Origin of the sequence: Kitasatospora sp. NPDC056076 (assembly GCF_042266305.1) — a bacterium.
GTDB lineage: Bacteria > Actinomycetota > Actinomycetes > Streptomycetales > Streptomycetaceae > Kitasatospora.
In genome coordinates, this window is record NZ_JBHJWG010000011.1 from 18,771 (window position 1) to 43,411 (window position 24,641).

Annotated in this window: 24 protein-coding genes; 15 read left to right on the top strand and 9 right to left on the bottom strand. The window is 74.6% G+C overall.

Going from position 1 to position 24,641, the window contains the following annotated elements:
* The first annotated feature begins 9 nt into the window (after positions 1–9).
* Positions 10–153, top strand: a complete 144-nt coding sequence (locus ACFC1T_RS11540; RefSeq protein WP_375886680.1) for a hypothetical protein — start codon at positions 10–12, stop codon at positions 151–153.
* Positions 143–355: a hypothetical protein gene (locus ACFC1T_RS11545; RefSeq protein ID WP_375886682.1), complete on the top strand. Its 213-nt coding sequence runs from the start codon at positions 143–145 to the stop codon at positions 353–355. The genes ACFC1T_RS11540 and ACFC1T_RS11545 overlap by 11 nt, the downstream gene beginning before the upstream one ends.
* Positions 356–362: 7 nt before the next feature.
* On the opposite strand, the gene ACFC1T_RS11550 is transcribed toward ACFC1T_RS11545, so the two are convergent.
* Positions 363–1,673 (bottom strand): DUF5685 family protein, encoded by a 1,311-nt coding sequence (locus ACFC1T_RS11550; RefSeq protein WP_375886684.1) that lies wholly within the window; start codon positions 1,671–1,673, stop codon positions 363–365.
* A 212-nt stretch (positions 1,674–1,885) separates the two neighbouring features.
* Here ACFC1T_RS11550 and ACFC1T_RS11555 point away from each other — a divergent pair, with 212 nt between their 5' ends.
* The 3 genes from ACFC1T_RS11555 to ACFC1T_RS11565 are packed head-to-tail and all read left to right on the top strand — an operon-like array spanning position 1,886 to position 4,645.
* Complete coding sequence (locus tag ACFC1T_RS11555; protein WP_375886686.1) at positions 1,886–2,449, top strand: helix-turn-helix domain-containing protein; 564 nt, start codon at positions 1,886–1,888, stop codon at positions 2,447–2,449.
* Complete coding sequence (locus ACFC1T_RS11560) at positions 2,446–3,930, top strand: MFS transporter (RefSeq protein WP_375886689.1); 1,485 nt, start codon at positions 2,446–2,448, stop codon at positions 3,928–3,930. The genes ACFC1T_RS11555 and ACFC1T_RS11560 overlap by 4 nt, the downstream gene beginning before the upstream one ends.
* Before the next feature lie 28 nt (positions 3,931–3,958).
* Positions 3,959–4,645, top strand: coding sequence for an alpha/beta fold hydrolase (locus ACFC1T_RS11565; protein WP_375886691.1), 687 nt, complete (start codon positions 3,959–3,961; stop codon positions 4,643–4,645).
* A gap of 30 nt (positions 4,646–4,675) precedes the next feature.
* Here the strand turns inward: ACFC1T_RS11565 and ACFC1T_RS11570 are convergent, their stop codons facing one another.
* Both ACFC1T_RS11570 and ACFC1T_RS11575 read right to left on the bottom strand, forming a co-directional pair.
* The gene (locus ACFC1T_RS11570; protein WP_375886694.1) at positions 4,676–5,296 is read right to left on the bottom strand and encodes a hypothetical protein; all 621 of its coding nucleotides are present in this window, start codon (positions 5,294–5,296) and stop codon (positions 4,676–4,678) included.
* A 36-nt stretch (positions 5,297–5,332) separates the two neighbouring features.
* Complete coding sequence (locus ACFC1T_RS11575) at positions 5,333–6,745, bottom strand: DUF2252 domain-containing protein (RefSeq protein WP_375886697.1); 1,413 nt, start codon at positions 6,743–6,745, stop codon at positions 5,333–5,335.
* Positions 6,746–6,906: 161 nt separating this feature from the next.
* On the opposite strand from ACFC1T_RS11575, the gene ACFC1T_RS11580 reads away from it, so the two are divergent.
* Positions 6,907–7,329 (top strand): DUF2809 domain-containing protein, encoded by a 423-nt coding sequence (locus tag ACFC1T_RS11580; protein WP_375886700.1) that lies wholly within the window; start codon positions 6,907–6,909, stop codon positions 7,327–7,329.
* Positions 7,330–7,387: 58 nt separating this feature from the next.
* On the opposite strand, the gene ACFC1T_RS11585 is transcribed toward ACFC1T_RS11580, so the two are convergent.
* Entirely contained in the window at positions 7,388–8,170 is a 783-nt protein-coding gene (locus ACFC1T_RS11585; RefSeq protein ID WP_375886702.1) for an SGNH/GDSL hydrolase family protein, read from the bottom strand.
* A 224-nt stretch (positions 8,171–8,394) separates the two neighbouring features.
* On the opposite strand from ACFC1T_RS11585, the gene ACFC1T_RS11590 reads away from it, so the two are divergent.
* Together ACFC1T_RS11590 and ddaH are read left to right on the top strand one after the other, a co-directional pair.
* The gene (locus ACFC1T_RS11590) at positions 8,395–9,276 is read left to right on the top strand and encodes an MBL fold metallo-hydrolase (protein ID WP_375886704.1); all 882 of its coding nucleotides are present in this window, start codon (positions 8,395–8,397) and stop codon (positions 9,274–9,276) included.
* A 237-nt stretch (positions 9,277–9,513) separates the two neighbouring features.
* Positions 9,514–10,338, top strand: a complete 825-nt coding sequence (gene ddaH / locus ACFC1T_RS11595) for a dimethylargininase (RefSeq protein ID WP_375886707.1) — start codon at positions 9,514–9,516, stop codon at positions 10,336–10,338.
* Positions 10,339–10,410: 72 nt separating this feature from the next.
* Here ddaH and ACFC1T_RS11600 read toward each other — a convergent pair whose 3' ends face one another.
* Positions 10,411–11,592, bottom strand: a complete 1,182-nt coding sequence (locus tag ACFC1T_RS11600; protein ID WP_375886710.1) for a globin domain-containing protein — start codon at positions 11,590–11,592, stop codon at positions 10,411–10,413.
* Between the two features lie 88 nt (positions 11,593–11,680).
* Entirely contained in the window at positions 11,681–12,124 is a 444-nt protein-coding gene (locus ACFC1T_RS11605) for an RrF2 family transcriptional regulator (protein WP_375886713.1), read from the bottom strand.
* Positions 12,125–12,411: 287 nt separating this feature from the next.
* Between ACFC1T_RS11605 and ACFC1T_RS11610 the strand changes: the two genes are divergently transcribed.
* The 3 genes from ACFC1T_RS11610 to ACFC1T_RS11620 all read left to right on the top strand — a co-directional run bounded on the left by ACFC1T_RS11610 (position 12,412) and on the right by ACFC1T_RS11620 (position 15,980).
* Positions 12,412–14,061 carry a beta-propeller fold lactonase family protein gene (locus ACFC1T_RS11610; protein WP_375886714.1) on the top strand — a complete coding sequence of 550 codons (1,650 nt, stop codon included), beginning with the start codon at positions 12,412–12,414 and terminating at the stop codon, positions 14,059–14,061.
* Positions 14,062–14,194: 133 nt separating this feature from the next.
* Complete coding sequence (locus ACFC1T_RS11615; RefSeq protein ID WP_375886716.1) at positions 14,195–14,839, top strand: transcriptional regulator; 645 nt, start codon at positions 14,195–14,197, stop codon at positions 14,837–14,839.
* Between the two features lie 10 nt (positions 14,840–14,849).
* Entirely contained in the window at positions 14,850–15,980 is a 1,131-nt protein-coding gene (locus ACFC1T_RS11620; RefSeq protein WP_375886718.1) for an aminotransferase class I/II-fold pyridoxal phosphate-dependent enzyme, read from the top strand.
* Positions 15,981–16,056: 76 nt separating this feature from the next.
* On the opposite strand, the gene nagB is transcribed toward ACFC1T_RS11620, so the two are convergent.
* Complete coding sequence (gene nagB / locus ACFC1T_RS11625; protein ID WP_375886721.1) at positions 16,057–16,839, bottom strand: glucosamine-6-phosphate deaminase; 783 nt, start codon at positions 16,837–16,839, stop codon at positions 16,057–16,059.
* A 339-nt stretch (positions 16,840–17,178) separates the two neighbouring features.
* Complete coding sequence (locus tag ACFC1T_RS11630) at positions 17,179–17,586, bottom strand: hypothetical protein (protein WP_375886724.1); 408 nt, start codon at positions 17,584–17,586, stop codon at positions 17,179–17,181.
* Positions 17,587–18,097: 511 nt separating this feature from the next.
* Between ACFC1T_RS11630 and ACFC1T_RS11635 the strand changes: the two genes are divergently transcribed.
* From ACFC1T_RS11635 to ACFC1T_RS11645, 3 genes are all read left to right on the top strand, one after another.
* Positions 18,098–18,859: a serine/threonine protein kinase gene (locus ACFC1T_RS11635; RefSeq protein WP_375886727.1), complete on the top strand. Its 762-nt coding sequence runs from the start codon at positions 18,098–18,100 to the stop codon at positions 18,857–18,859.
* A complete protein-coding gene (locus ACFC1T_RS11640; protein WP_375886730.1) occupies positions 18,856–20,361 on the top strand; it encodes a serine/threonine-protein kinase in 1,506 nt (501 codons plus the stop codon). The genes ACFC1T_RS11635 and ACFC1T_RS11640 overlap by 4 nt, the downstream gene beginning before the upstream one ends.
* Before the next feature lie 91 nt (positions 20,362–20,452).
* A complete protein-coding gene (locus ACFC1T_RS11645) occupies positions 20,453–21,562 on the top strand; it encodes a calcium:proton antiporter (RefSeq protein ID WP_375886733.1) in 1,110 nt (369 codons plus the stop codon).
* Positions 21,563–21,786: 224 nt separating this feature from the next.
* Here ACFC1T_RS11645 and ACFC1T_RS11650 read toward each other — a convergent pair whose 3' ends face one another.
* On the bottom strand, positions 21,787–22,800 hold the full coding sequence (locus tag ACFC1T_RS11650) for an LPXTG cell wall anchor domain-containing protein (protein WP_375886734.1): 1,014 nt from the start codon (positions 22,798–22,800) through the stop codon (positions 21,787–21,789).
* A gap of 496 nt (positions 22,801–23,296) precedes the next feature.
* Here ACFC1T_RS11650 and ACFC1T_RS11655 point away from each other — a divergent pair, with 496 nt between their 5' ends.
* Positions 23,297–24,610 (top strand): geranylgeranyl reductase family protein, encoded by a 1,314-nt coding sequence (locus ACFC1T_RS11655; RefSeq protein WP_375886737.1) that lies wholly within the window; start codon positions 23,297–23,299, stop codon positions 24,608–24,610.
* Positions 24,611–24,641 lie beyond the last annotated feature (31 nt).

Genomic DNA, 24,641 nt, shown 5'->3' on the forward strand with positions numbered 1-24,641 from the left:
GTCGGGGGCATGGATGACAGGACGGCCGAGCGGCCGAGGGTGGCGCCCGAGGGGCGGATGACCGAGCAGGACGCCGAGCGGTTCCGGCAGTTGCTGGCCGGGTTGGAGAACTCGCTGGCGGCGGACCGGGAGGTGGCGGGGCGTGAGGCCTGAGGCCGCCGAGCCGCGCGGCCCGGTGGCGGTGCTGCCGCTCTGGCGGCGCGCGGAGGAGTACCGGGACGCGAACCGGCCCGGGGTGCTGCGGGGGCACCCCGGGCCGGTGGCGTCGGATCAGCCGGAACCGGAACCGGAACCGGAACCGGCACCGGCACTGGAGGCGAAGGCGGAGGAGGTGCCGGTGCCGGAGGCGAACTGAGCGACCGTCAGCAGTCGCACCCGCAGTCGCAGCCGTCGCAGCCGCAGGAATCGCAGCAGTCGCACCCGCACTTGCCGCACTCGCAGCAGCTGGGGTCGCAGCAGTCGCAGGCGTCGCAGCAGTCGTGCCGCTCGCAGAAGCCCTTGCGGCGCTCCCGGCTGAACGGGTCGTCGTGCTCGCAGCAGAGCAGCTGGCAGGAGCAGGCCATCAGGGCCCACACCGCGCACCCAGCGAGCAGGTTGCGCGGGTGCGGCGGCTTCCCGCCGATCGGCGGGCCGAAGCCCGGGCCCTGGGGCACCCACGGGGGAACGGGCGCCTGCCCGGGCGGCGTCTGACGCGGCGGCGCGTCCTGCGGGTGTTCGGCGCCGGTGCGCTCGGCGGTGGCGTGCTCAGCGGTGGCGTGCTCGGTGCCGGCGTGTCCGGCGCCGGCCGGCCCGCGTCGGCAGTTCGCCGCGTGCCCGGCCCGGCCGAAGACCCGGTCCACCGCGGTCTCCGTCTCGTGGGCGAGCAGGACGTGCACCAGGGCCCGGTCGGTGAGCTCGACCTCCCGCAGTGCGAGCCGGATGCCGTGCACGGCGTCCCGGCAGAGCCGTTCGGCCTCGGCGCGGTCGGTGCCGGTGGCGGTCAGCGGGTTCCAGGCGCCCGAGGCGGCGTCGGCCGCCTGGTCCTCGGCGGCGTCCAGCAGGTGGGCGAGCCGCCCGAACAGCCGCCCGGCCTCGGCGAGCGGGGCGGCGTTGCCGGGCCGCCCGGCGATCACGGCGGTGTGCGCGAAGGCGGCCGAGGTCGCGGTCTCGGTGGGTTCGGTGACCAGCAGCACGGAGCCGCCGGGCCGCAGCGAGCGCTCCAACTCGCCCTGCCGGGAGGCGGCGTCGAGCAGCACGGCGGTGTCGAAGCCGATCGTGGAGGCGCTGCCCGCGCTCTGCCGGTCCCAGCGCCTGGTCACCGCGCGGGCCCCGGCGGCGACCGGGCGGCGGGCGAACACGCCGTCCCGGTCCTCGACGTGGTCGCGGATCTTCACCGAGGCGAGCGTGAGCGAGACGGCGGCCGCCAGCCGGGCGCCCTCGCCCTTGGCGACGGAGGCCGTGCGCATGCCGCGCAGCGGGCAGGGCCCGGCGGTGCGGCGCCAGTTGGTGTCGGTCGGGGCGGCCTGGGCCTCGACCAGGACGGAGATGATCAGGCCGTCGTAGTTGGTGGCGGTCCGGGCGAGCTGCCCGTGGTCGTCCCGCAGGGCGAGGCAGAGCCCGCACAGGTGCGCCATCCAGGAGGTGCGGAGGCCTTCGGACAGTCGGTGGCTGCACGGTCTGATGATGCCGAACACGATCGTTGCTCCCCCTCGCCGGTGGGCCGCGGAAGGGCCCCTCGGGCCGCTGACCGGCCCCTTTGTCGGCGGACATCATATGATCACCGGCTCGACATCGGCCGACGGGCGACCGAACCGAGGCCGCCCCGAGACCGAGCCACCGTCAGATCTCCACAGTTCCCGGAGAACTCCCGGGAAGCTGATCCCGTATCCGGGATAGCATCACGGATATGGGAATCGACACCGCCGCCGACGAGCGGCTGGCACAACGGCTCGCCGAGTTGCGGGTCGAACGCGGCTGGACGCTGGAGGAGTTGGCGCAACTGGCCGACGTCAGCCGGTCCACCCTCTCCCGGGTGGAGCGGGCCGAGGTCAGCCCGACCGCCGCCCTGCTCGGGCGACTGTGCACCGTGTACGGGCGGACCATGTCCCGGCTGCTCGCCGAGGTGGAGTCCGGCCCCGCCCGGCTGGTCCGGGCCGGGGAACAGCAGCTCTGGCGCGACGAGGCCACCGGCTTCGTCCGCCGCTCGGTCTCCCCGCCGCACGGCTCGCTGCACGCCGAGATCATCGAGGGCCGGCTCCCGGCCGGCGCCGACATCGCCTACGACCGCCCCTGCCTGCCCGGACTGGAACACCACCTCTGGCTGTTCGAGGGGCGGTTGGAGCTCACCCTGGACGGCGAGGCCGAACTGCTCGGCCCCGGCGACTGCCTGCGCTACGGCTCCGGCAGCATGCGCTTCCGCAGCCTCGGCCCCGGCGAGGCCCGCTACGCCCTGGTGGTGGTCGAGTCATGAGCACCACCACCGGCCCGATACCGGAGCGGGCGGGCAAGCTGCGCTTCGACGCCGCGGGGCGCCGCGTCCTGCTGGTCTGCGTCGCGGGCGGCTTCACCACCCTGATCGACCAGTCCGTCCTGAACACCTCCATCCCCGCCCTGCGCGAGGCCCTGCACGCCCAGCCCGCCCACCTGCAGTGGATCGTCGCCGGGTTCTCGCTCGCCTTCGGCCTCGCGCTGATCCCCGGCGGACGCCTCGGGGACGTCAAGGGCCGCAAGTGGTTCTTCGTCACCGGCCTGGCCCTGTTCACCGCGGTCAGCCTGGTCTCCGCGACCGCCACCGCCCCGGAGGTGCTGATCGCCGCCCGACTGCTCCAGGGCGTCGGCGCCGGACTGGTCAACTCCCAGATGATCGGCACCCTCCAGGACGTCTTCGACGGCCAGCTGCGCGCCCGCGCCCTCGGGATGTACGCCGTCACCGGCAGCCTCGCCTTCGCCCTCGGGCCGCCGGTCGGCGGCCTGGTCCTGGCGGCGGCCGGCCCCGAACTCGGCTGGCGGCTGACCTTCCTGCTCAACGTCCCGTTCGGCCTGGCGACCCTGCTGCTGGCCGTCCGGCACCTGCCCGCGCCCCGCCCGGCGACCCGGCACGCCGACCTCGACCTGCTCGGCCTGCTGCTGGTCGGCGCGCTCACCCTCGTCCTGATGCTGCCCTTCGTCCAACCGCCCGGCTGGGCCGGCTGGCTGGCCTTCGGGGCCGGCGCCCTGGCCCTGCTCGGCGCACTGGTCGGCTGGCAGCGCCGCTACGCCCGGACCGGCGGGAACCCGCTGATCCACCCCGCCCTCAGCCGCTCCGCCCCGTACGCGCTCGGCACGGCCACCGCGATGGCCCAGTTCGGCTCCTCGCTGGCCGCCTCGCTGGTGCTCACGATGTTCCTCCAGGACGGCCTGGGGCTGTCCCCGATGGGCGCCGCCCTGGTCTCGCTGCCCTCCGCGCTGGCCATGGCGACCGCCTCCGCGCTCGCCTGGCGGGTGGTGCAGCGGCTCGGCCGGCGCACCGTCACCCTCGGGATGACCGGCTCCGCGCTCGCCATGCTGCTCAGCGGCGCCGTTGCGCACTGGGCCCCGGCCGCCGTGCTGCCCTGGCTGCTGGCCCTGCTCCAACTGCTCAGCGGCGCCTCGGTCGGCCTGATGGGCTCCACCAACCAGGCCTACGTGCTGCGCCACGCGCCCGCCGAGGCGGCCGGGGTCAGCGGGGCGATCCTGCAGATGGCGCAGCGGATCGCGGCGGCCGTCGCGGTCTCCGCACTGTCCGGGGTCTACCTGCGCGAGACGGCCGGGGGCGGCGGCCACCGCTCCGCCTACCTGGCGGCGAGCCTGGTCTGCGCGGCGGTGGCCGGACTCGCCGTGCTGGCCTCCGTGTTCGCCGGCCGGGCGACCGGGCCGGAACGCACCCCCGAGGACGCCACTGCGGTGCGCCGAGGGCGAACGGCCGTCCGGTAGCAGCCGGCCGGCGCATACGGTGGGGTCCATGACGACAGTACGAACGGTGGAACTGCCCGGCGTCACGCTCGCCTACCGGGAGAGCGGACGCCCCGACGGCCCGCCGCTGGTGCTGCTGCACGCCCTCGGCGAGCGCGCCGCCGACTGGGACACGGTGCTCCCCGACCTCGCCCCCGACCACCACGTGTACGCGCTCGACCTGCGCGGCCACGGCGACAGCGGCCGCACCGACCGCTACGGCCTGGCCGAGCTGCGCGAGGACGTGCTCGCCTTCCTCGACGCGCTCGGCCTGGACCGGGTCGACCTGGTCGGCCACTCGATGGGCGGCGTGGTCGCCTACCTGCTCGCCCAGGCCGCGCCCGAGCGGATCGGCCGGCTCGTCCTGGAGGACATCGCCGCCCTGTACCCGCGCCCGTCGAGCGTGCCGCCCGAGGGCGCGGACGAACCGGCGCACTTCGACTGGGCGATGGTCCGGGCGATCAAGGCACAGATCGACACCCCCGACCCGGCCTGGCGGGAGGGACTGGCCCGGATCACCGCCCGCACCCTGGTCGTCGCCGGCGGCCCCACCAGCCACATCCCGCAGGAGCGGGTCGCCGAACTCGCCCGGCTCGTCCCGGACTGCCGCCTGGTCACCATTGAGGCCGGGCACCTGGTGCACCGCACCCGGCCCGCCGAGTACGTCGCCGCCGTGGCGCCGTTCCTGGCGCGCTGAGCGACCCGTCCCGTCGGGTCAGCCTCAGCCTCAGCCGAAGACGATCGCGGCCCCGCTGTCCAGGCTGGCGCGGCAGGCCCGGTACAGCTGGTGCCAGGTGAAGACCTCCGGCTCGAAGGGGTCGTCCGCGGGCAGATCGGTCAACCGGGCGGACTCCGCCGGGTCGAGCGAGCCGTCGGCCGCCAGCCGGACGCCGATGGCGGCGGCGAACCCCTGGAGTTCGGCGAGCAGGGCGGCGCTGGAGCCCACCATGGCGCCCCCGGGCACACCGGACTCCTCGGGCAGGAACAGCGGGTCCTCGTCCTCGAACTCCGCCGGTACGTAGTAGCCCTCGCAGTCGGAGTGGCAGAGCAGGTGCGAGTCCAACACGACCGTCTCGTCGTCGACCTGCTCCAGCTCCTCCTCGTACTGCTCCCGGCTCACCCCGCGCGCCCCGGTGACCGGCTCGCCCAGCCGGTGGAGCACGTACACCCGGCGCAGCCCGGACAGGTAGCTGTACGGGAAGCCCGCCGAGAAGACCGCGCCGCCACCCCCCGGCGCGGCCGGCTCCCGCCAGGCCACCCCCGCGGCCTCCAGCGCCCGGTGCAGCACCTCGGCGTCGTCCCGCATCTCCGGGGAACCGAGCGTCCCCACACTGATCGACAGTCCCATGGCCGGCAATCTAGTACCGCCCTACGACAACGGAGGTCAGACCCCCTGCTCGGCCGGCAGCCGCCCGCTGCGCACCGCCGCCAGCAGCTCGGCGTGGTCGGCCTCGGTGCGGTCCGCGTAGGCGACGGCGAAGGCGGCGACCGCCTCGTCCAGTGCCTCGTTCTTGCCGCAGTACCCGGCGAGCAGGCCCGGGTCGGCGGTGTGGGCGTGCGCCCGGGCGAGCAGCGCGCCGGTGATCCGGGCGTAGTCGTCCAGCTGGCCCGGCAGCAGCGCGGCCGGGTCGACGCTGCCCTTGCGGTTGCGGAACTGCCGTACCTGGTAGGGGAGTCCGTCCACAGTCGTCCACCCGAGCAGGGTGTCGCTGACCACCTGCATGTGCTTCTGGCCGCGCACCACGCGCCGCCCCTCGTGCTCCTGCGGCCGCGGCTCCCGGCCGCCGTCCAGGTACGGCAGCAGGACGGACGGCCGGGCCTCCTTCACCTGGAGCACCAGTGGCTGGTCCCGGTGGTCGGTGAGCAGCACGACGTACGAGCGGGTGCCGACGCTGCCGGTGCCGACCACCCGGAAGGCCACGTCCTGCACCCGGTACCGGGACAGCAGGGTGCGCACCTCGGCGGGCACCGTCGCCACGTACGGGCCCAGCGCCCCGGCCACCGCCCGGGCGGTCGCGTCGGTGACCTCGGTGAGCACCGGCGGGGCGGCCGTGAAGCGCCAACCGCCGTCCGCGGTCCGGGTGGTGCTGCGGGCGGCGAACCGGGCGCTGGTGTTGCCGAGGGCCTTCGTGCCGACCTTGCGCAGCACCTCGGCGAGGTCGTGCGCCTCGGTGAAGGACACCAACTGCTCGTCCGCCACGGCGTTCCAGGCGTCCAGGGCGGGCAGCTTGGCGAGGGTGCGCATGGTGCGCCGGTAGGAGCCGGCCGCGTGCGCGGCGGCGGCCCGGGCGGTGCTCCCGCTCGCCCCGGTCTCCCGCCCGGCCAGCACCAGGCTGGTGGCCAGCCGCTTGAGGTCCCACTCCCAGGGGCCGGGCACGGTCTCGTCGAAGTCGTTGATGTCCATGACGAGTTGGCCGCGGGCGTCGCCGTACAGGCCGAAGTTCGCCGCGTGGGCGTCCCCGCACAGCTGCGCGGTGACGCCGGTCACCGGCGTGCCCGCCAGGTCGGCGGCCATCAGCCCGGCCGACCCGCGCAGGAAGGCGAACGGGGTGGCGGCCATCCGGCCCACCCGGATCGGCACCAGCCCGGGGATCCGGCCCGCGTTGGAGGCCTCGATCGCCGCCACGGCGGTGGGCCGGTCGGGCGCAGCCGCGAACTCCGCGTGCCGCTCCCGGGGGACGCGTTCCCGCAGGGCCTTGCCCTGCTCGCGGGCCCGCTGCGCCCGGCCGTCCGGGCCGGTCGCGAATCCGGGGACGCCGAACTGCCGCCGTGCCGTGCTGCTTCCGTTGTCCGCCACTGTCCCCGCCCCGCCCGCCTTGCTCGAACTCCCGCCCGTGACCTGCACGGATGGCTTGCCAGGGGGAGTGACGTCCGGGGCGGCGCGGTGGTTCCCGGGGCCGGTGGGCCCGGTGGGGCCCGCCGCGCCCCACGGTAGGGCCAGGCCCTACCGTGGGGCGGATGACAGAGCTTCGGAACGGCCTGACGGTACGACTGCCCGCCGTCGCGGCCGCGCTGGTGACGGTGGCGGCGGGCCTGGGCGTGCGCGCCGTGCTGACCGGTGAGGTGGCCAAGTACGCGGGCGACGCGCTCTACACCGTGCTGGTGTACGCCCTGGTGGTGCTGGTCGTGCCCCGGGCGCGCCCGGTGCGGGCCGCCCTGGTGGCGGCCGCGGTGAGCTGGGCGGTGGAGCTGTTCCAGGCCACCGGCCTGCCGGACGCCTGGGGGCGGCACAGCGGGCTGGTGCACCTGGTGCTCGGGTCGACCTTCAACCCGCCGGACCTGTGCTGGTACCTGGTCGGCGCGGCGGCCGCCGCGCTGCTGCACCGGGCGCTGCGGGCCGGTCGGACCGGCCGGTTCGCAGCGCCCGGCGCGAACGTCTGACGAGTCGTCAGTACCGATGGATCACCAGTACTGACGGTGCGTCAATTCTGATGGAGCGTCAGAGCGGCAGCAGGTCGGGCCGCTTGGCCTCCACGTGGTCGCCCGAGGACTCCCCGCGCAGGCGCCGGCCGACCCAGGGGATCAGGAACTCCCGCGCCCACTGGAGGTTCTCCCGCCGCTGGTCGGCGGGGGTGAGCGCGCGGGCGGTCGGCCACGGGGCCTCCGGGTCGTCCTGGGTGCGCAGGCCGAGCGAGCGGGCGGCCAGCAGGGCGACCCGCTGGTGGCCCTCGGGGGAGAGGTGCAGCCGGTCCTCGCTCCAGGCCCGGCGGTCCTGCACCGCGCGCAGCGACCACAGGTCGGCGACCTTGCAGTCGTAGCGGTCGGCGACGGCCCGCATGTGGCCGTTGTAGGTGGCGATCTTGCCGCGCAGGTGCTTGATCAGCGGCACCTCGCGGGTGTCGAAGCCGGTGCAGATCAGCACCGTCCCGGCGTTCTCGGCGAGTTGGGCGACGGCGGCCTCGAAGCGGACGGCCACCTCGTCCGGGTCGCTGCCGGGCCGGAGGATGTCGTTGCCGCCGGCGCAGAAGGTGACCAGGTCGGGCTGGAGCCGGCGGACCTGCGGCACCTGCTCGGCCACGATCTGGTCCAACAGCCGCCCCCGCACCGCCAGGTTGGCGTAGCGGAACCCGCCCGGCGGCCGCCCGTCGGAGAGCAGCCCGGCCAGGCGGTCGGCCCAGCCGGCGAACGCGCCGTCGGCACCGGGGTCGTTCAGGCCCTCGGTGAAGCTGTCCCCGAGGGCGGCGTACGAACTGAGGTCAAGGGTCTCCTGGAGGTTCGGCATGAAAGAGATAGTTCACCCATTCAAGTGACCTACGCCACCGTAGGTGAGCCTGGCGGAACGTGAGATGGGCCACGTACGCTCTACGGCCCCGCCCGGGCGGCAGAGCGGCCGCTCCGGCAAAGCACAAGGTCCGCTCCCCCTTCCGCTTTCCGGCGCGCCCGGACGATGCTCGAAGGACGGCGCGCCGCTCCGGCCGCCGTACCTTCCCTGGGGGAGCACCGGCCATGAACAGCTCCGAGCACTGGACCGTCGACGACCGCTGCACCAACTGCGACGTCGCCCGGCAGCTCGCGCCCGACCTGATCCGGGAGCGCGACCGCAAGTCCGAACTGGTCCGCCAGCCGCGCGACGAGGCCGAGCGCCGCCAACTGCTCGCCGCCGCCCACGCCTGCCCGACCCGTTCCATCCGCCCCGGCAACGGCCCGCTCGACCGGGCCACCGACCCCTTCCCGCTGGCCCTCGACGAGGCCGGCGAGGTGCTGCTGCTGGGCCACAACTCCCGGCGGACCGCGGGGGCCACCGCCTACCTCTGCCGCCGCCCCCACGGCTGGGCGATGATCGACACGCCCCGCTGGAGCGAGGCCCTCGCGGCCCGCTACGAGGCGCTCGGCCCGGTCACCGACGTCCTGCTCACCCACCGCGACCACGCGGCGCACGGCCGCGCCTACGCCGACCGGTTGGGCGCCCGGCTCTGGATCCACGAGGGCGACCTCGCCGCCGCCCCGGACGCCGACCGGGTGCTGCGCGGCACCGCCCCGGTGGAGGTCTCGCCCGGCCTGGTCGCCCACCCCTTCCCCGGCCACACCCGCGGCAGCGTGCTGTACGTCGCCGACGAGCGGTACTGCTTCACCGGCGACAGCCTGTACTGGTCCCGCACCAACCGGGACATCGAGGTGCAGGAGGCGGTGACCTGGTACTCGATCGAGGAGCAGGCGGCCTCGCTGGAGCGCAGCCTGGACGCGCTGCGCTTCGAGTGGCTGCTGCCCGGCCACGGCGACAAGCACCGGATGCCCGCCGAGGAAGCGGACCGCCGGCTGCGCGCCCTCGCCGTCCGGGCCCGCGCACTGCGGACCGAGCCGGTGGACTTCGCCGCGGTGCGCTGGTGACCGGTGCGGCCCGCCGGTGAACCGATCCGGCCCGGCCCGCCACTGAGCCGACTCCGGGCCGTCGCCGACCGGTGCGGCCCGCCGGTCCGTGCGCCGGGGCTCGCGCCGGGTGCGCGGGGGGTTGCGCCCGCCGGGGGCGCCCGCGCTGGTGTGCGAGCGGGGATCGCGGGGCAGCCGCCTGAGCAGCGACCCGCAGCTCCGCACCCGAACTCCCCGCGATCCTAGGACGGTTGAGCAATGCCCACGCACACCCCGGCACGTACGGCGCGGCCCCGGCGCTACCTGATGTGCCGGCCGACGTACTTCACGGTGGACTACGCGATCAACCCGTGGATGGACCCGGCGCAGCCCACCGACACCGCGCTCGCCGTCCGCCAGTGGGAGCGCCTGCACCGCACCTTCCGCCGCCTCGGCCACACCGTCGAGCTGATCGACCCGGTGCCCGGCCTGCCCGACATGGTCTACGCCGCCAACGGGGCGACCGTCCTGGACGGCCGGGCCCTGGTGGCGACCTTCCGCCACCAGGAGCGGGCCGCCGAGTCCGAGGCCTACCAGTCCTGGTTCCGGCTGCACGGCTACCGCGCGGTGCGCCGCGCCGGGTACGTCAACGAGGGCGAGGGAGACCACCTGGTGGTCGGACGCCGGGTGCTCGCCGGTACCGGCTTCCGCACCTCGCGGGCCGCCCACGCCGAGGCGGAGGAACTGTTCGGCGTCCCCGTGGTCAGCCTGACCCTGGTCGACCCGCGCTTCTACCACCTGGACACCGCGCTGGCCGTGCTCTCCGACGACCACGTCATGTACTACCCGGAGGCCTTCGACGCCCACAGCCGCTCCGTGCTGCGCACCCTCTACCCGGACGCGATCCTCGCCGACCGGGCCGACGCCGAGGTGTTCGGACTGAACGCGGTCTCGGACGGCCGCCGGGTGCTGCTCCCGGACACGGCCAAGAACCTGGCCGGCCGGCTCGCCGAGGAGGGCTACGAGCCGATCCCGGTGGACGTCTCCGAGCTGCTCAAGGGCGGCGGCGGGGCGAAGTGCTGCACCCTGGAGCTCAGGCTCTGACCGCACCCGGACGCCGGAAGCGGCGGAGGCCCGCCCGTGGCCGTACCGAGCGGGCCGCCGAACCGTGGGACGTCAGGCGCCCAGCCAGAGGTCCGGCCCGAACACCTCGTAGTGGATGTCCGCCGCCGGGACGCCCGCCGCGAGCAGTTGGCCGCGTACGGCGCGCAGGAAGGGCAGCGGTCCGCACAGGTAGGCGGTGGTGCCGGCCGGGACCTCGACGGTCGACAGGTCGACCAGGCCGGTGCGCTCGGCCGGCCAGTCGCCGAGCGGCTGCTCGTAGAAGACGTGGGCGGTGGCGTCGGCGAGCCGGGCGGTCAGCTGCTCCAGGTCGGCGCGGAAGGCGTGGCTGAGCTGGTCGCGGTCGCCGTGCACCGAGACGATCCGCCGGGTGGAGCCGGTGGCGGCGAGGTGGTCGAGCATCGCCGTCATCGGGGTGTTGCCGATGCCGGCGGAGGCGAGCAGCACCGGGCCGTCGCCGTCGGCGAGGCTGATGTCGCCGAGCGGGGGCGCCAGTTCGACGGTGTCGCCGGCGTGCAGGTGGTCGTGCAGGTGTCCGGAGACCTCGCCGCCGGGCTCGCGCTTGACGCTGAACCGCAGGGCGCCGTCGGCTCCGCCGGACAGGCTGTACTGGCGGATCTGGTGGGCGCCGTCGGCGAGTCGGGTGCGCACCGAGACGTACTGGCCGGGGCGGGAGGCGGGGGCGGGGCGGCCGTCGGCCGGGCGGACCAGGTAGCTGGTGACGGTCGAGGTCTCCTGGTGGCGGGCGATCACCGTGTACGGGCGCCACAGGTCGGCCGGGTCGCCGCCGGCCGCGGCCTCGGCGCGCAGCCGGTCCTCGATCGCGGTCAGCGCGTTGGCCATCAGCCAGTACACCTCGTCCCAGGCGGCGGCGACCTCCGGGGTGACGGCCTCGCCGAGCACCTCGACGATCGCCGCGAACAGGTGCTCGCGGACGATCTTGTACTGGGCGCTCTCGATGCCGACCGAGACGTGCTTGTGGGCGATCCGGGCGAGCATCGCGTCCGGCCGCTGGTCGGGGTGGGCGATCAGCGCGGAGGCGAAGGCGGCTATCGAGCCGGCCAGCGCCTCGCGCTGGGTGCCGTTGGCCTGGTTGCCCCGGTTGAACAGGTCGCGCAGCAACTCGGGGTGGGCGGCGAACAGCCGGTCGTAGAAGCGCGGGGTGATGTCACCGATCGCGCCGCCCACGACGGGCAGGGTGGCCTCGACGACCTCGGCGGACTTCGCGGACAGCATCGGAGGAGCTCCTGACGGGTAGCTGAGAACTGGTATCTGAGACTCTTATTTAATGCCGTGGGCGCCGACCGACCCCTCGGGGGCGGGGTCAGTCGGCGGGTCGGGCGGTGAGGCCGAGCAGGACCGGTCCGGTGGGGGAGGCCACCAGCTGGTCGATGCTGAGCGGGTCGAGCGCGGCGAAGAACGCCTCCTGGGCGGTGCGCAGCGCCCCGCGCAGCCGGCAGGCGGCCCGCAGTGGGCACGGCGGGTCGTCCTCGCAGCCGACCACGTCGCCGACGCCCTCCAGTTCGCGCAGCAGCAGGCCGAGCGAGCCGGTCCGCCCGGCGAAGGTGATCATCAGCCCGCCGCCGCGTCCGCGCCGGGCCTCCACCACCCCGAGGTGCTGCAGCCTGCTGACCACCTTGGCCGCGTGGGTGTACGGCACGCCGACCGACTCGGCCACCTCGCGGGTGGTCGGGTTCTCGCCCTCGCCGATCACGGCGAGCCGCATGGCGATGCGGAGGGCGATGTCGGTGCTCTTGGTCAGCCTCACGTTCGAAACGCTATCGAATACGACTCCAGAACTCCAATTTCCCGCACGAGGCGATCCGGCGGTGGCCCCGACCGCGACCCCGACTGCGATCCCGGCGGTGACCTCGACCGCGATCCTGGCCGCGATCCGAGCGCATCCCGGTCGAATCTGAACAGTTGGCGACATTACCGATCAACTCCTGACGTGCCGTCACCACCCGATCTACGCTTCGCAGCGGCTCCGGAGCCAGATCCCTTCGGCACCACCCTTCACCACCTCCCCCTGGTTCGACCTCCCCTGGAGAATCCGTGAGATCACCGCGCGCACCCCGGCGCACCTGGACGGCCGTGGCGGCGATATCCGCAGCCACGGCCGCGCTGCTCTCCCAGCCCGCCACCGCCGAGGCCGCCGCGCCCCCGCCGACCGTGGCGGCCCACGTGCCGGTGGCGCCCTACCCGGCCGGTGTGGCGCTCACTCCGGACGGCGCCCGGGCCTACGTGACCAGCCAGAGCACCGGCACGGTCAGCGTGCTCGACACCGCGAGCCGGACGGTGACCGGCAGCTTCACCGCCGGCACCGGCTCGTACGCGGTCGCCGTCTCGCCCGACGGCAAGCACGCCTACCTGACCCACCACCTGGACAACGCGGTCAGCGTGGTGGACACCGCGAGCGGCACCGTCACCGCGACCGTCCCGGTCGGCGTCCAGCCCTGGGGCCTGGCGCTCTCGCCGGACGGCACCCGCGCCTACGTCAGCAACGCCGGGGCCGGCACCGTCAGCGTGCTGGACACCGCGAGCGGCACCGTCACCGCCACCGTCCCGGTCGGGGCCGAGCCGCACGGGCTCGCCGTCTCGCCCGACGGCAAGCGGCTGTACGTCGCCGCCTCCGGCGCCAAGGCGGTGAACGTGGTCGACACCGCGAGCAACGCGGTGAGCGCCACCGTCGCGGTCGGCCACAGCGCCTTCGGCCTGGCGCTCAGCCCCGACGGCAGCCGGCTGTGGGCCGCCGACGGGGACGACACCACGGCCGCCGTGCTCGACACCGGCGCCAACACCCTGGTCGGCACCGTCACCGTCGGCAACGGCCCCTACGCGGTGGCCCTCGCTCCGGACGGCTCCACCGCCTACGTCTCCAACTACGCCGACAACACGCTGAGCGTCATCGACGCGGCCAGCCGGACCGTCACCGCGACCGTCCCGGTGGGCGCCAGTCCGTACACCCTGGCGCTGAGCGCCGACGGGCGGCGCGGCTACCTCGCCGACTTCACCGGCGACGCCGTCGACGTGCTGAACTTCCCGCTGCCGGTGCCGGCGGTGACCGGGATCAGCCCGAACGGCGGCTCCGGGGTCGGCGGCACCACGGTGACCATCGCCGGCACCGACCTGAACGGCGCCACCGCCGTCACCTTCGGCGCGGCCGGCCCGGCCACCTCGTTCAGCTGCACGAAGGCCAGCTGCACCGCGACCGCCCCCGCCACCACCGTGACCGGCCCGGTCGACGTCCAGGTCACCACGCCCGGCGGCACCAGCGCGGCCGTCGCCGCCGACCGCTTCGGCTACACCGCGCCCAGCGCCCACCTGGCCGTCGCGCTCACCGCGACCCCGGTCACCGACCTGCTCTCCGGCCGGGTCGACTACACCGTCACCCTCACCAACCAGGGCCCGGACCCGATCACGGCGGCCACCGTCGCCGCGGCCCTGCCCACCGGGCTGACCAGCACCTCGACCGACTGCACGGTCGCGGCGGGCAAGCTCACCTGCACGCTGGCCGCCCCGCTCGCCAAGGGCGCCAGTACCACCCGGCACTTCTCCGTCCGGGTCGGCGCGCTGAGCCTGGTCACCTCCTGGGACGTCACCGTGGCCCGCACCGCCGGCGCCCCCGCCGACCCCTCGCCCGCCACCAGCAAGGCGACCCGCAGCTGCACCTCCGTCCTCGGCCTGCTGATCACCTGCCGTTGATCACCCGCAGCTGATCACCTGTTGCTGGGCGCCCCCTCGGAGGCCCCGTCCGGACCACCGGGCGGGGCCTCTCCGTGCCCGCTCCCGCCCTTCCTCCTGGACTATGTGTCCGGATCGGACGTACAGTCCAGCCATGCCTGCCGAAACCCCCGACCCACGCGTGCGGACCTGGTCGCCGGTCTGCCGCGCGGTCGCCCAGCTGCTGGGGCCGTACGCCGAGGTGGTCCTGCACGACACCGCCACCGACCGGGTGCTGGCCATCTGGAACCCGCTGACCCCGCGCGCGCCCGGCGACCCGTCCCTGCTCGGCGAGCTGGACGAACTGGACCCCTCGGCCCCGGACGTCTACGGGCCGTACGAGAAGCTGCTGCCGGACGGCCGGCGGCTCTCCTCGGTCAGCGCGGTGCTGCGGGACGACGCCGGCCGGCCCTCGGCGGTGCTCTGCGTCAACCTGGACCGCGGCCCGCTGGACCAGGCCGCCGCCCTGCTGGCCAACTTCGCGGCCCCCACCGCCCCCCGCCCCGAGCCGCTGTTCGAACGCGACTGGACGGAGCGGATCAACGACGTGGTCGGCGGCCACGTCCGCGCCCAGGGCCGGCCGCTGGAGCGCTTCACCCGCGAGGACCGGCTCGCCGTGCTGCGCGAACTGGACGCGGCCGGGGTGTTCGCCGTCCGCCGCGCCGTCCCCGCCGTGGCCGTGGCACTGCGGATCTCCCGTTCCACCGCCTACGCCCTGCTCGCCGAGCTCAAGCACCCCGCCGTGCCCAGGAAGAACTGAGGAACACCCGATGGCCCAGCTGCCCGACTTCCGGCTCGAAACCTACTTCACCCGTTGGGAGTTCACCGCCCGACACCACCTCACCGCCTCCGACGCCCAGACCATGACGATGGCCGAACTCCTCGCCCTGGCCGGCCCGGAGGACCGCGAGGCCTGGGACACCCTGGCGCTCGGCTACACCGAGACCTTCGGCGACCCGGGCCTGCGGCGGGCGATCGCCGGGATGTACGAGCGGGTCGACGCGGACGACGTGATCTGCTTCGGCGGCGCCCAGGAGGGGATCAACCTCGCCATGCAGGTGCTGCTGGAGCCGGGCGACCACGCGGTGGTGGTGACCCCCAACTACCAGTCGGCGGAGACCGTTCCGCTCTCGCTCTGCGAGGTCACCGGCGTCGCCCTGGACGAGCGGCAGGACTGGGCGCTCGACCTGGACGCGGTCGAGGCCGCGCTGCGGCCGAACACCAAGGTGCTCTCGGTCAACTTCCCCAACAATCCGACCGGCACCCTGATCGACGCCGCCGACCTCGCCCGGCTCGCCGGACTCTGCGAGGAGCGCGGCATCCGGCTGTTCTCCGACGAGGTCTACCGCGGCCTGGAACGCGACCCGGCCCGCATCCTGCCGCAGGCCGCCGACCTCTCGGCCACCGCGCTCTCGCTCAACGTGACCTCCAAGTCGCTCGGCCTGCCCGGCCTGCGGATCGGTTGGATCGCCTGCCGGGACCGCGAGCTGCGCACCCGGCTGGAGCGGGCCAAGCACTACACCACCATCTGCAACTCCGCCCCGAGCGAGGTGCTGGCCCGGATCGCGATCACCGCCCGGGAGGGGATCCTCGCCCGCAACCGGGCGGTCATCGCGGCGAACCTGCCGCACTTCGACGCCTTCTTCGCCGAGTTCCCCGAACTCTTCGACTGGCGCGCCCCGGACGGCGGCTGCGTGGCCTACCCGCGCTACCTCGGACCGGACGGCGTGGAGGACTTCTGCACCGCGCTGGTCGAGCAGGCCGGCGTGCTGCTGATGCCCGCGAGCATGTTCCGCTCCGAGCTCACCCCCACCCCGGCCGACCGCTTCCGGATCGGCGTCGGCCGCCGCGACCCGGGCCCGGCGCTGGAGGCCTTCGCCGACTGGCTGCGCAAGCGCTGAGCCGCCCCGCCCCGCCGGCGACGGCCCGGGCGGGAGGCACGCGGGCGGGGGCGGCCGGGCGGATACGGCGCAGGGGTCAGAGCTTCTGCCAGGCCGGCTTGGCCGCGTAGGTGTCGCGGAAGTAGTCGGCGAGCTTGAGGCGGGAGGCGGCGGCCTCGTCCACCACCACGGTGGCGTGCGGGTGCAGCTGCAGCGCCGAGGCGGGGACGACGGCGGCCAGCGGGCCCTCGACGGCCAGCGCGACGGCCTCGGCCTTGGCCTCGCCGGTGGCCAGCAGCACCAGGTGGCGGGCCTCCAGGATGGTGCCGATGCCCTGGGTGATGACGTGGTGCGGGACCTCGTCGATGCTGTCGAAGAACCGGGCGTTGTCGACCCGGGTCTGCCGGGTCAGGGTCTTGATCCTGGTCCGGGAGGAGAGCGAGGAGCAGGGCTCGTTGAAGCCGATGTGGCCGTCCGTGCCGATGCCGAGGATCTGCAGGTCCACGCCGCCGGCCTCGGCCAGCGCGCGGTCGTAGGCGGTGGCGGCCGCGGCGATGTCGGCGGCGTTGCCGTCCGGGCCCAGGAAGGACTCCTCGGTCAGGCCGAGCGGCTCCACGACCTCCTTCAACACCACCGAGCGGTAGGACTCCGGGTGGCCGGCCGGGAGGCCGACGTACTCGTCCAGCTGGCAGATGCGCGCCCGGGAGGCGTCCAGGCGGCCGTCGCGGACCCGCTCGGCGAGGGCCTGGTAGATCGGCAGCGGGGTCGAGCCGGTCGCGACGCCGAGCAGGGCCTCGGGCTTGCCGGTCAGCAGATCGGTGATCGCCGCGGCGATGAGTTCGCCGGCCGCTGGGGCGTCAGGGACGATCACGATTTCCATACTGGGTCCACCGTTCTGAGGCGAGGCTGAGGTCTAGACCTCCGAGGTCTAGACCAGTTTGCCGTGAACGGGGCCCCCAGGTCCACCCGGGGCCGGTCTCCGGGCCGGATGTTCTGCCTGGTGGGGGCTTTCCGGTGCCCGGGCCATCCGGGCCACCCGGGCCGCCCGAGGGGGCGGGAAAGGCCGGGAAGTCCGGGAAGCCCGAGGAGCCGGGGCCCGAAGGCCCCGGCTCCCGGTGCCCGGAGGTCCGGGCTGCCCTGTCTTACGGAGGTGTCCTTCCTTGCGGCGCCCCTCCGGCGGCCGATCGGGGTCCGGCCGGCCGGAGCGGAGCGCGCCGGATCAGAACGGGTTGGTACAGGTGGTCACCTGCTTGGCGGCGTCCAGCGCCGGGCCGGCGGTGGCGCAGATGATGCGGGGGGCGGTGGCGGTGACCTTGGGGGTGACGGCCTGGGCGGAGCCGAGTCGGACGGTCGTCGCACTGGCGACCGTCTCCCACGGGCTGCCCCAGGCCTGCTGGGTGCGCACCTCTACCTGAACCATCGTCAACTGGGTGGGGTCCGCGTTGACCTGGGCGATGCCGACGATGCCTTCACTGTCGGCCTGGTGCGTGATGCAGGGGCGGTTGAGCACCGTGGCGCAGGCCGCGGTGCCGGCCTCGGACGTCGCCGTGGCGGCCACGGCGGGGGCGGCCGACAGCCCGGCGATCCCTGCCACCGTCATCATCACGGCTGCAATCCGAGTGCGCATGATACGAACCTCCTTGGAAATAAAGGGAATCTCACTTCTTGAGATGAGTCTTGCACACATCATGAGATCGGCAAGTGTGCGTTGCGTCACACCCATGGTGACGGTTCAACTACTGGCTGCAATCGTTCGCCGGATGTTCAGCACACGGACAAGTCGCGACCTGACGGATGATCAGTCGGTCCGCAGCGCCCAAGGCTTTCGCCAAGTTCCCGACCTGCAAGGGTTCGTGGCCGATCGCGCCCGCGGCCGGGGTCCCGCTCGGGGTGGCGGGAGGCCGGGAGGAGTCCCGTCCGTGCGGCGGGGGAGGGTCGGAGCGGCCCGGGGCCCGGTTCCCCGTACTCCGGGTCCGCCGCTTTGACCAGGCCTTGAACCACCCTTTTGTCGAAAGCGATCGTCCGGGCCCCGGTCGGCCCCGCCAGGCGTCCGGGCCCCTTCACCCGTCCGGGTAAGCGCCTTGCCTCCGGGGCGAATCGGACGGATACCATCGAACCGATCCCACGGAGGTGGCGGCGTGGCCACGGTCATCGTGCAACTACCCGGCCAGAGGCCGGAGTCGGCGCCCGGCACGGCGCCCGCACTGCTGCGGATGGGCCCCGGTGAGACCGCGGTGTTCGGCCGCGGCGAGCCCGCCCGGCCCGTCCCCATCCCGCTGCCCGACCAGGGCGTCTCCCGCCGGGCCGGCGAAGTGGTCGCCGCCGAGGACTACTGGCTGCTGTCCAACTTCTCCACCACCGCCACCTACGTGGTGGAGAACCTCGAAGGGGCGGGGGAGCACGTCAAGGTCGCCCCCGGCCGGCTCGGCGCACCCGTCCCCTTCGAACTCTCCCGGGTCCTGCTGCCCGCCCTCGGCGAGCCCGCCGCCTTCAAGGTCTTCGCCCCGCAGCACTCCTACCTGGACGGCCACTCCGCCGGCGCGGACGGCGAACGCACCGTCAGCCCCTTCGCCCTGGACCCGACCGCCAAGTACTTCCTGGTGCTGCTCGCGCTCTGCGAACCCCGGCTGCGCTCGCCCTCCGCCGCCGCCGTCCCCGGGGCGACCGAGGTGCTGGCCCGGCTGCGTGCCCTGCCCGCCTGCCACGGGCTGACCCGCTCGGCGGTGAACTACCACATCGACTACCTGGTCGGCGCCAAACTGCGGCTGCGCGAGCCGTACGAGGAGGGCCCGGCCGGGGGCAAGCGCGAGGAACTGGTCGCCCTGGCCCTGCGCTTCGACCTCGTCCGGGAGGAGCACCTCTCGCTGCTGCCGCCCCGGCGCCCGGCCACCCGGCCGTGACCCCGGCCGACCCGCCGGAGCCGCCACCCGGTTCACGGCCGCCCTTCGAGGTGCCCCCGGGCTACCTCCTGGCCGGCTACCGCACCGGCGCCTTCCTCGGCGCGGGCGCCTGGGGCAGCGTCTACGCCGCCGAGGGCCCGGACGGCACCCCGGCCGCCGTCAAGCTGCTCGGACCGGCCCGCTCCAGCCCCGGCCAGCGCCGCACGGCGGCCCAGATGGCCGCCGGGGAACTGCGGTTCAGCCGCCGCGCCGACCACCCCCACCTGATCCGCACCCTCGCCGTGGTCACCGTCGACGACCCCGGCCGCCCCGAACTGGACGGCGCCGTCGCGCTGGTGATGGAACGCGCCGCCCGCAGCCTCCAGGACCTGCTCGCCACCGCGCGCCCCGGCCGGGCCGTCCCCGGCGCCGAGCGGATCCTCGCCGAGGTGTGCGCCGGACTGACCCACATGCACCGGGCCGGCTGGGTGCACGGGGACCTCAAACCGGCCAACATCCTGCTGATGCCCGACGGCACCGCCAAGATCGCCGACTTCGGCCTGACCGCCGAGCTGGAGGGCACCCACGCCTACGCCCCGCCGCTCGGCTCCCCCGACCACGTCCCGCCCGAGTGGTGGTCCGAGCGCACCGGCGCGCGCGGGGTCGCGGTGCGCCCCAGCGCCGACGTCTGGGCCTTCGGGGTGATCGCCCACCAGCTGCTCACCGGAGGGCTGCACCCCTTCCTCGGTGCCACCGCCCGGGCCCGCTCGCTCGCCGCCCAGGCGTACGCGCGCGGCGCGGCCCCGCTGCGGCCGGACCAGGCACTGCCCGCCCGCTGGCGGCCGGTGGTGGCGGCCTGCCTGGCCCCGGACCGGGAGGAGCGCGCCCGCACCGACCTGGCCGCCCTGGTGGCCCGGGCCGGCGCCCGCCCGGCCGCCCGCCGCCGGGTGCTGCGGGCCGGCCTCGGGATGCTGGCCTGCACGGCCGTGCTGCTCGCGCTCACCGGCGGCCCCGAGCCGGTCGGCCGGGCCGGGCCGGGCGGCCACCGCGCCGCACCGCTGCCCGGGCAGATCCCGGCCGGCTCCGACGTCCCGCCCGCCTACCGGGGCATGGTCGAGGACGCCGCCCGGCGCTGCCCGGAGCCGGAGGTCACCCCCGTCCTGCTGGCCGCCATGCTCAAGGCGGAGAGCGGCTTCGACCCGAACGCGGTCCGCCCGGAGACCGGCGAGTACGGCATCGCGATGTGGACGCCCGCGGTCTTCGAGGCCTGGGCCAAGGCCGCCAGCCACCCCGGGCCGAAGTCCTACCTGGACCCGGGCGACGCGATCGCCGCGATGGGCAACTACGTCTGCTGGCTCGACCAGCAGCTCAAGCGGCAGGGCTTCACCCGCGACCTGCCCGCGCTGGTCGCCGCCGCGTACCGGACCAGCGACAAGACCGTGACGGCCGCCGGGGGCGTCCCGGAGCGGGTCCGGCCGCACGTCGACAAGGTGCTCCGGTACCTCGCCGACTACGGCGGGTGAGCGGACGTATCGGGATGAGTTGTGCCACATCCACCCGTATCCCGGCGCGGGCACCCGGGCGACCGGCCCCCGGTCTGGGATCCTCGGGCGCATGATCACGAAGCTCCGCGCGGCCTCCGCGCAATGGACCGTCGTCGTCCCGGTGGCGGCGTTCGTCGTCCTCGCCCTCACCTGGCACGAGGACCTGCCCGGCTGGGTGGTCGGCGTCGTCGCCGTGTTCCTCGTGGGGGCGGTGCTGGCCGCCGTGCACCACGCCGAGGTGATCGCGCACTGGACCGGGGAGCCGTTCGGATCGCTGGTGCTCGCGGTCGCCGTCACGGTGATCGAGGTCGCGCTGATCGTGACGCTGATGGCCGACGGCGGGGACAAGTCCTCGACCCTCGCCCGGGACACCGTGTTCGCCGCCGTGATGATCACCTGCAACGGGATCATGGGCCTGTCCATCATCGTGGCCGCGGTCAAGTACCGCACCGCCGTCTTCAACGCCGAGGGCACCGGCACCGCGCTCGCCTGCATCGCCACCCTGGCCACGCTCAGCATGGTGCTGCCGACCTTCACCACCAGCACCCCGGGCCCGCAGTTCTCCACCACCCAGCTGACCTACGCGGCCATCGCCTCGCTGGTGGTGTACGGGCTGTTCGTGACCACCCAGACCCTGCGGCACCGGGACTACTTCCTGCCCGTCACCCCGGAGGGCAAGGTCCGCCGGGAGGAGGACGAGGAGGACCACGCGACCCCGCCCACCGTCCGCGCCGCCGGGACGAGCATGCTGCTGCTCGCCGTCGCACTGGTCTCGGTGGTCGGCCTGGCCAAGGGCGTCTCGCCGACCATCGAGTCCGCGGTGGAGAGCGCCGGACTGCCGCACGCCGTGGTCGGCGTGGTGATCGCCCTGATGGTGCTGCTGCCGGAGACCATCGCGGCGCTGCGCTCGGCCGTGCGCAACCGGGTGCAGACCAGCCTCAACCTGGCCCTCGGCTCGGCGCTCGCCAGCATCGGCCTGACCATCCCGGCGGTCGCGATCGCCTCGGTCTGGCTCTCCGGCCCGCTCGTCCTCGGCCTCGAACCCTCGCACCTGGTGCTGCTGACCCTGACGGTCGTGCTCGGCACCCTGACCGTCATCCCGCGCCGGGCGACCCTGCTCCAGGGCGCGCTGCACCTGGGGGTGCTGGCGGAGTTCGTGGTGCTGGCGGTGAATCCGTGACGGGAGTGAACCACTGAGGCCCCTGTGGCCGTGGAGATGAACGGAAGCCCCTGGCACGTCCCCCCGTGCGGTCAGGGGCTTCCGTCGTCTCCGCCCCTGATCAGGGACGAACCCCGGCCCGCCGACGGACGTCGACGGGCCGGGCGCTTCGGTGCCGCGGCTCAGACGCGGCACCGCGGCCCCCGGAGGGCTCAGACCCCCGGGGACCGGCGTACCGGGGTGCCTCAGGCGGAGGTGCGGCGACGGCGGGTGTAGACCACCGCGCCCGCACCGGCGACCAGCAGGGCGGTGCCGGCGCCCGCGTACAGCAGGGTGCCGTCGCTACCGGTGGTGGCCAGCTTCTTGCCGTCGGCGGCCGCGCCCGGGATCGGGGTCGGGACGCTGACCTTGGCCGGCACGACCAGCGGCCGGCTCGGGCTGACCTTGGTGCCGTCCCCGGGGTGCACCGGGACGGTGGCGGTCGGCGGGGTGGACGGGCCGGCGCTCGGCACGGTGCTCGGGGCGCCGCTCGGGACCTCGGCGGCCGGGGTGGTCGGCGCGGGGGTCTTCGCGGGCTCGGTGGCCGGAGCGGTGGCCGGCGTCGTGGCCGGGGTGGTCGGCGCGGGGGTGGTCGGCACCGGCGGCAGCGGGGTGGTGGACGGCGTGGCCGAGTGCGAGGGCGCGGGGGTGTGGCTGGGCTCCGGGGTGTGCGACGGCGTGGCCGAGTGCGAGGGCGCCGGGGTGTGCGACGGGCTGGTGCTCGGCACGGCGGTCGGCTTGCCGGTCGGGGCCGGGGTCTGCCCGCCGCAGTCGACCTTGAAGACCTTCTGCTTGGGGTTGCTGACGTCCGGGTTCTCCGGCAGCTCGCCGTCGACCAGCGGCACGGCCGCCCAGAACAGCTTGTAGTGGCCGTCCGGGAGCTTGATGTCCTCGGTGCGGATGTGGCCCTCGGAGTCGACCGGGAGGTCGCCGTACACGACCGGCTCGGTCATGTCGCCGTTCATGTCGAAGATCGCCCAGAGCACGTCCTGGTTCGCGTCGAAGCCGAAGGAGTCCAGGTAGAAGGTGCAGACCTTGGGCTCGTTGCGCACGTCCTCCTGACCGGTGCCGGCGTTGTGGATCTTCACGGTGCCGTTGTTGCCGGGGGCGCCCTTCCCGTTGCCGCCGGCGGCGGCGTGCGCGGCGGGGGCGAGCAGGAGCAGGGCGGCGGCGGTGGGGACGGCCACCAGGGAGCGGGCGGCGGTGGAGCGGAGCTGCATGGGTGTTCCATCGGGTACGGCGGGCCGGACGAGTCCGCGCGGTGGGTGGGGGCCTTCGGTCGCCCGCCGGGCGGGGGCCGGCTGCGTACGACGTGAGGGGCACAAAAGTTCCCGCAGGACGAAAGGTGACGCAAGGGGGATTTGGCAGAAATGCAGCGCTGAGGGCGATTTATCCGACTAGTTCCCCACAACGATCCGATCACCCGGTTGTGGTGAATTCATGTGCAGCGCAGGCCTCTGACGTGGTGATGTGCCGATCGGGACCCGGCTCGCCGGCCCGCGAGGACGGCCCGCGGGGCGACGACGGGACGGGTGGCGGGTGGCCGGTAATGGCCGGTTCGCGGGCCGGGTCCGCGTGTCATGGCGGCGGGCGGTGGGCCTGGTTCTCTATCGTCCGTCTGGAACCGCCCAGCCCGCCGATTCCGTTGCGCGTGCGGCCGATCGCGTCAGCCACCGGTCGAGCCAGCAGCCGATCCGACCCCAGGGGGAGTGCTCGATGCCCGGCCCAGAGCAGCAGCTGCGAGCGGAGCGGCAGCAGCCCGCTCCGACCGAGGACAGTGCCGACGTCATCGTGGTCGGCGCCGGACCGGCCGGCTCCACCGCCGCCTACCACCTCGCCCGCACCGGCCTGGACGTCCTGCTGCTGGAGAAGTCCGCCTTCCCGCGCGAGAAGGTCTGCGGCGACGGCCTCACCCCGCGCGCCGTCAAACAGCTGGTCGACATGGGCGTCGACGTCTCCGAGGAGGCCGGCTGGCTGCACAACAAGGGCCTGCGGCTGATCTCCGGGCACCGCTCGCTGGAGTTCGACTGGCCCGAGCTCTCCGCCTTCCCCGGCCACGGACTCGTGCGCCGCCGGGCCGACTTCGACGAGCTGCTCGCCCGCCGGGCCGCCGCAGCCGGTGCCCGGCTGATCGAACGGGCCAACGTGGCCGGGCCGTTGACGGACCAGCGGTCCGGCCGGATCACCGGCGTCAGCGCCAAGGTGGGCGAGGAGCGCAGGCCCGTCGAGTACCGCGCCCCGCTCGTGGTCGCCGCCGACGGCAACTCCACCCGGCTGTCCGTCGCGATGAAGCGCTACCGGCGCACCGACCGCGCGATGGGCGTGGCCTACCGCACCTACTTCACCACCCCGCGCCACCAGGACCGTTACCTGGAGGCCTGGCTCGACCTGCGCCACCCCGACGACCCGGCCCACCGGCTGCTGCCCGGCTACGCCTGGGTGTTCGGCATGGGCGACGGCACCGCCAACGTCGGCCTCGGCGTCCTCGACACCGCGAAGACCGACCTGGACTGGCGCGAGCTGCTGCGGCGCTGGTGCGCCGACCTGCCGCCCGACTACGGCTACCACCCCGAGGCCGTCACCGAGCCGATCCGCGGCTCCGCCCTGCCGATGGGCCTCAACCGCCAACCCCACTACGCCGACGGCCTGTTGCTGATCGGCGACGCCGGCGGCACGGTCAGCCCCGGCACCGGGGAGGGCATCGCCTACGCGATGGAGTCCGGCCGCTACGCCGCCGAGACCGTCGTCCAGGCGCACGCCCGCCGCACCGACCGCGGCCGTGAACTCGCCCTGCGCGCCTACCCGCAGAAGCTCCGCTCCGCCTACGCGGGCTACTTCGCGCTGGGCCGGCTGGCCGCCGACCTGCTCGGCCGGCCCCGGCTGCTCGGCGCGGCCGGAGCCGCCGGGCTGGGCCACCCGGCACTGTTGAAGGTGGCGTTCCGGCTGATGGTCAACCTGACCGAGCCCGACTCCAAGGACGCCCTGGACCGGCTGCTCCACCTGCTCGGGCGGGTCGCCCCGGGGCGGTGAGGCCGGCGGCCGGGCCGCCCCTCCGTCCGAG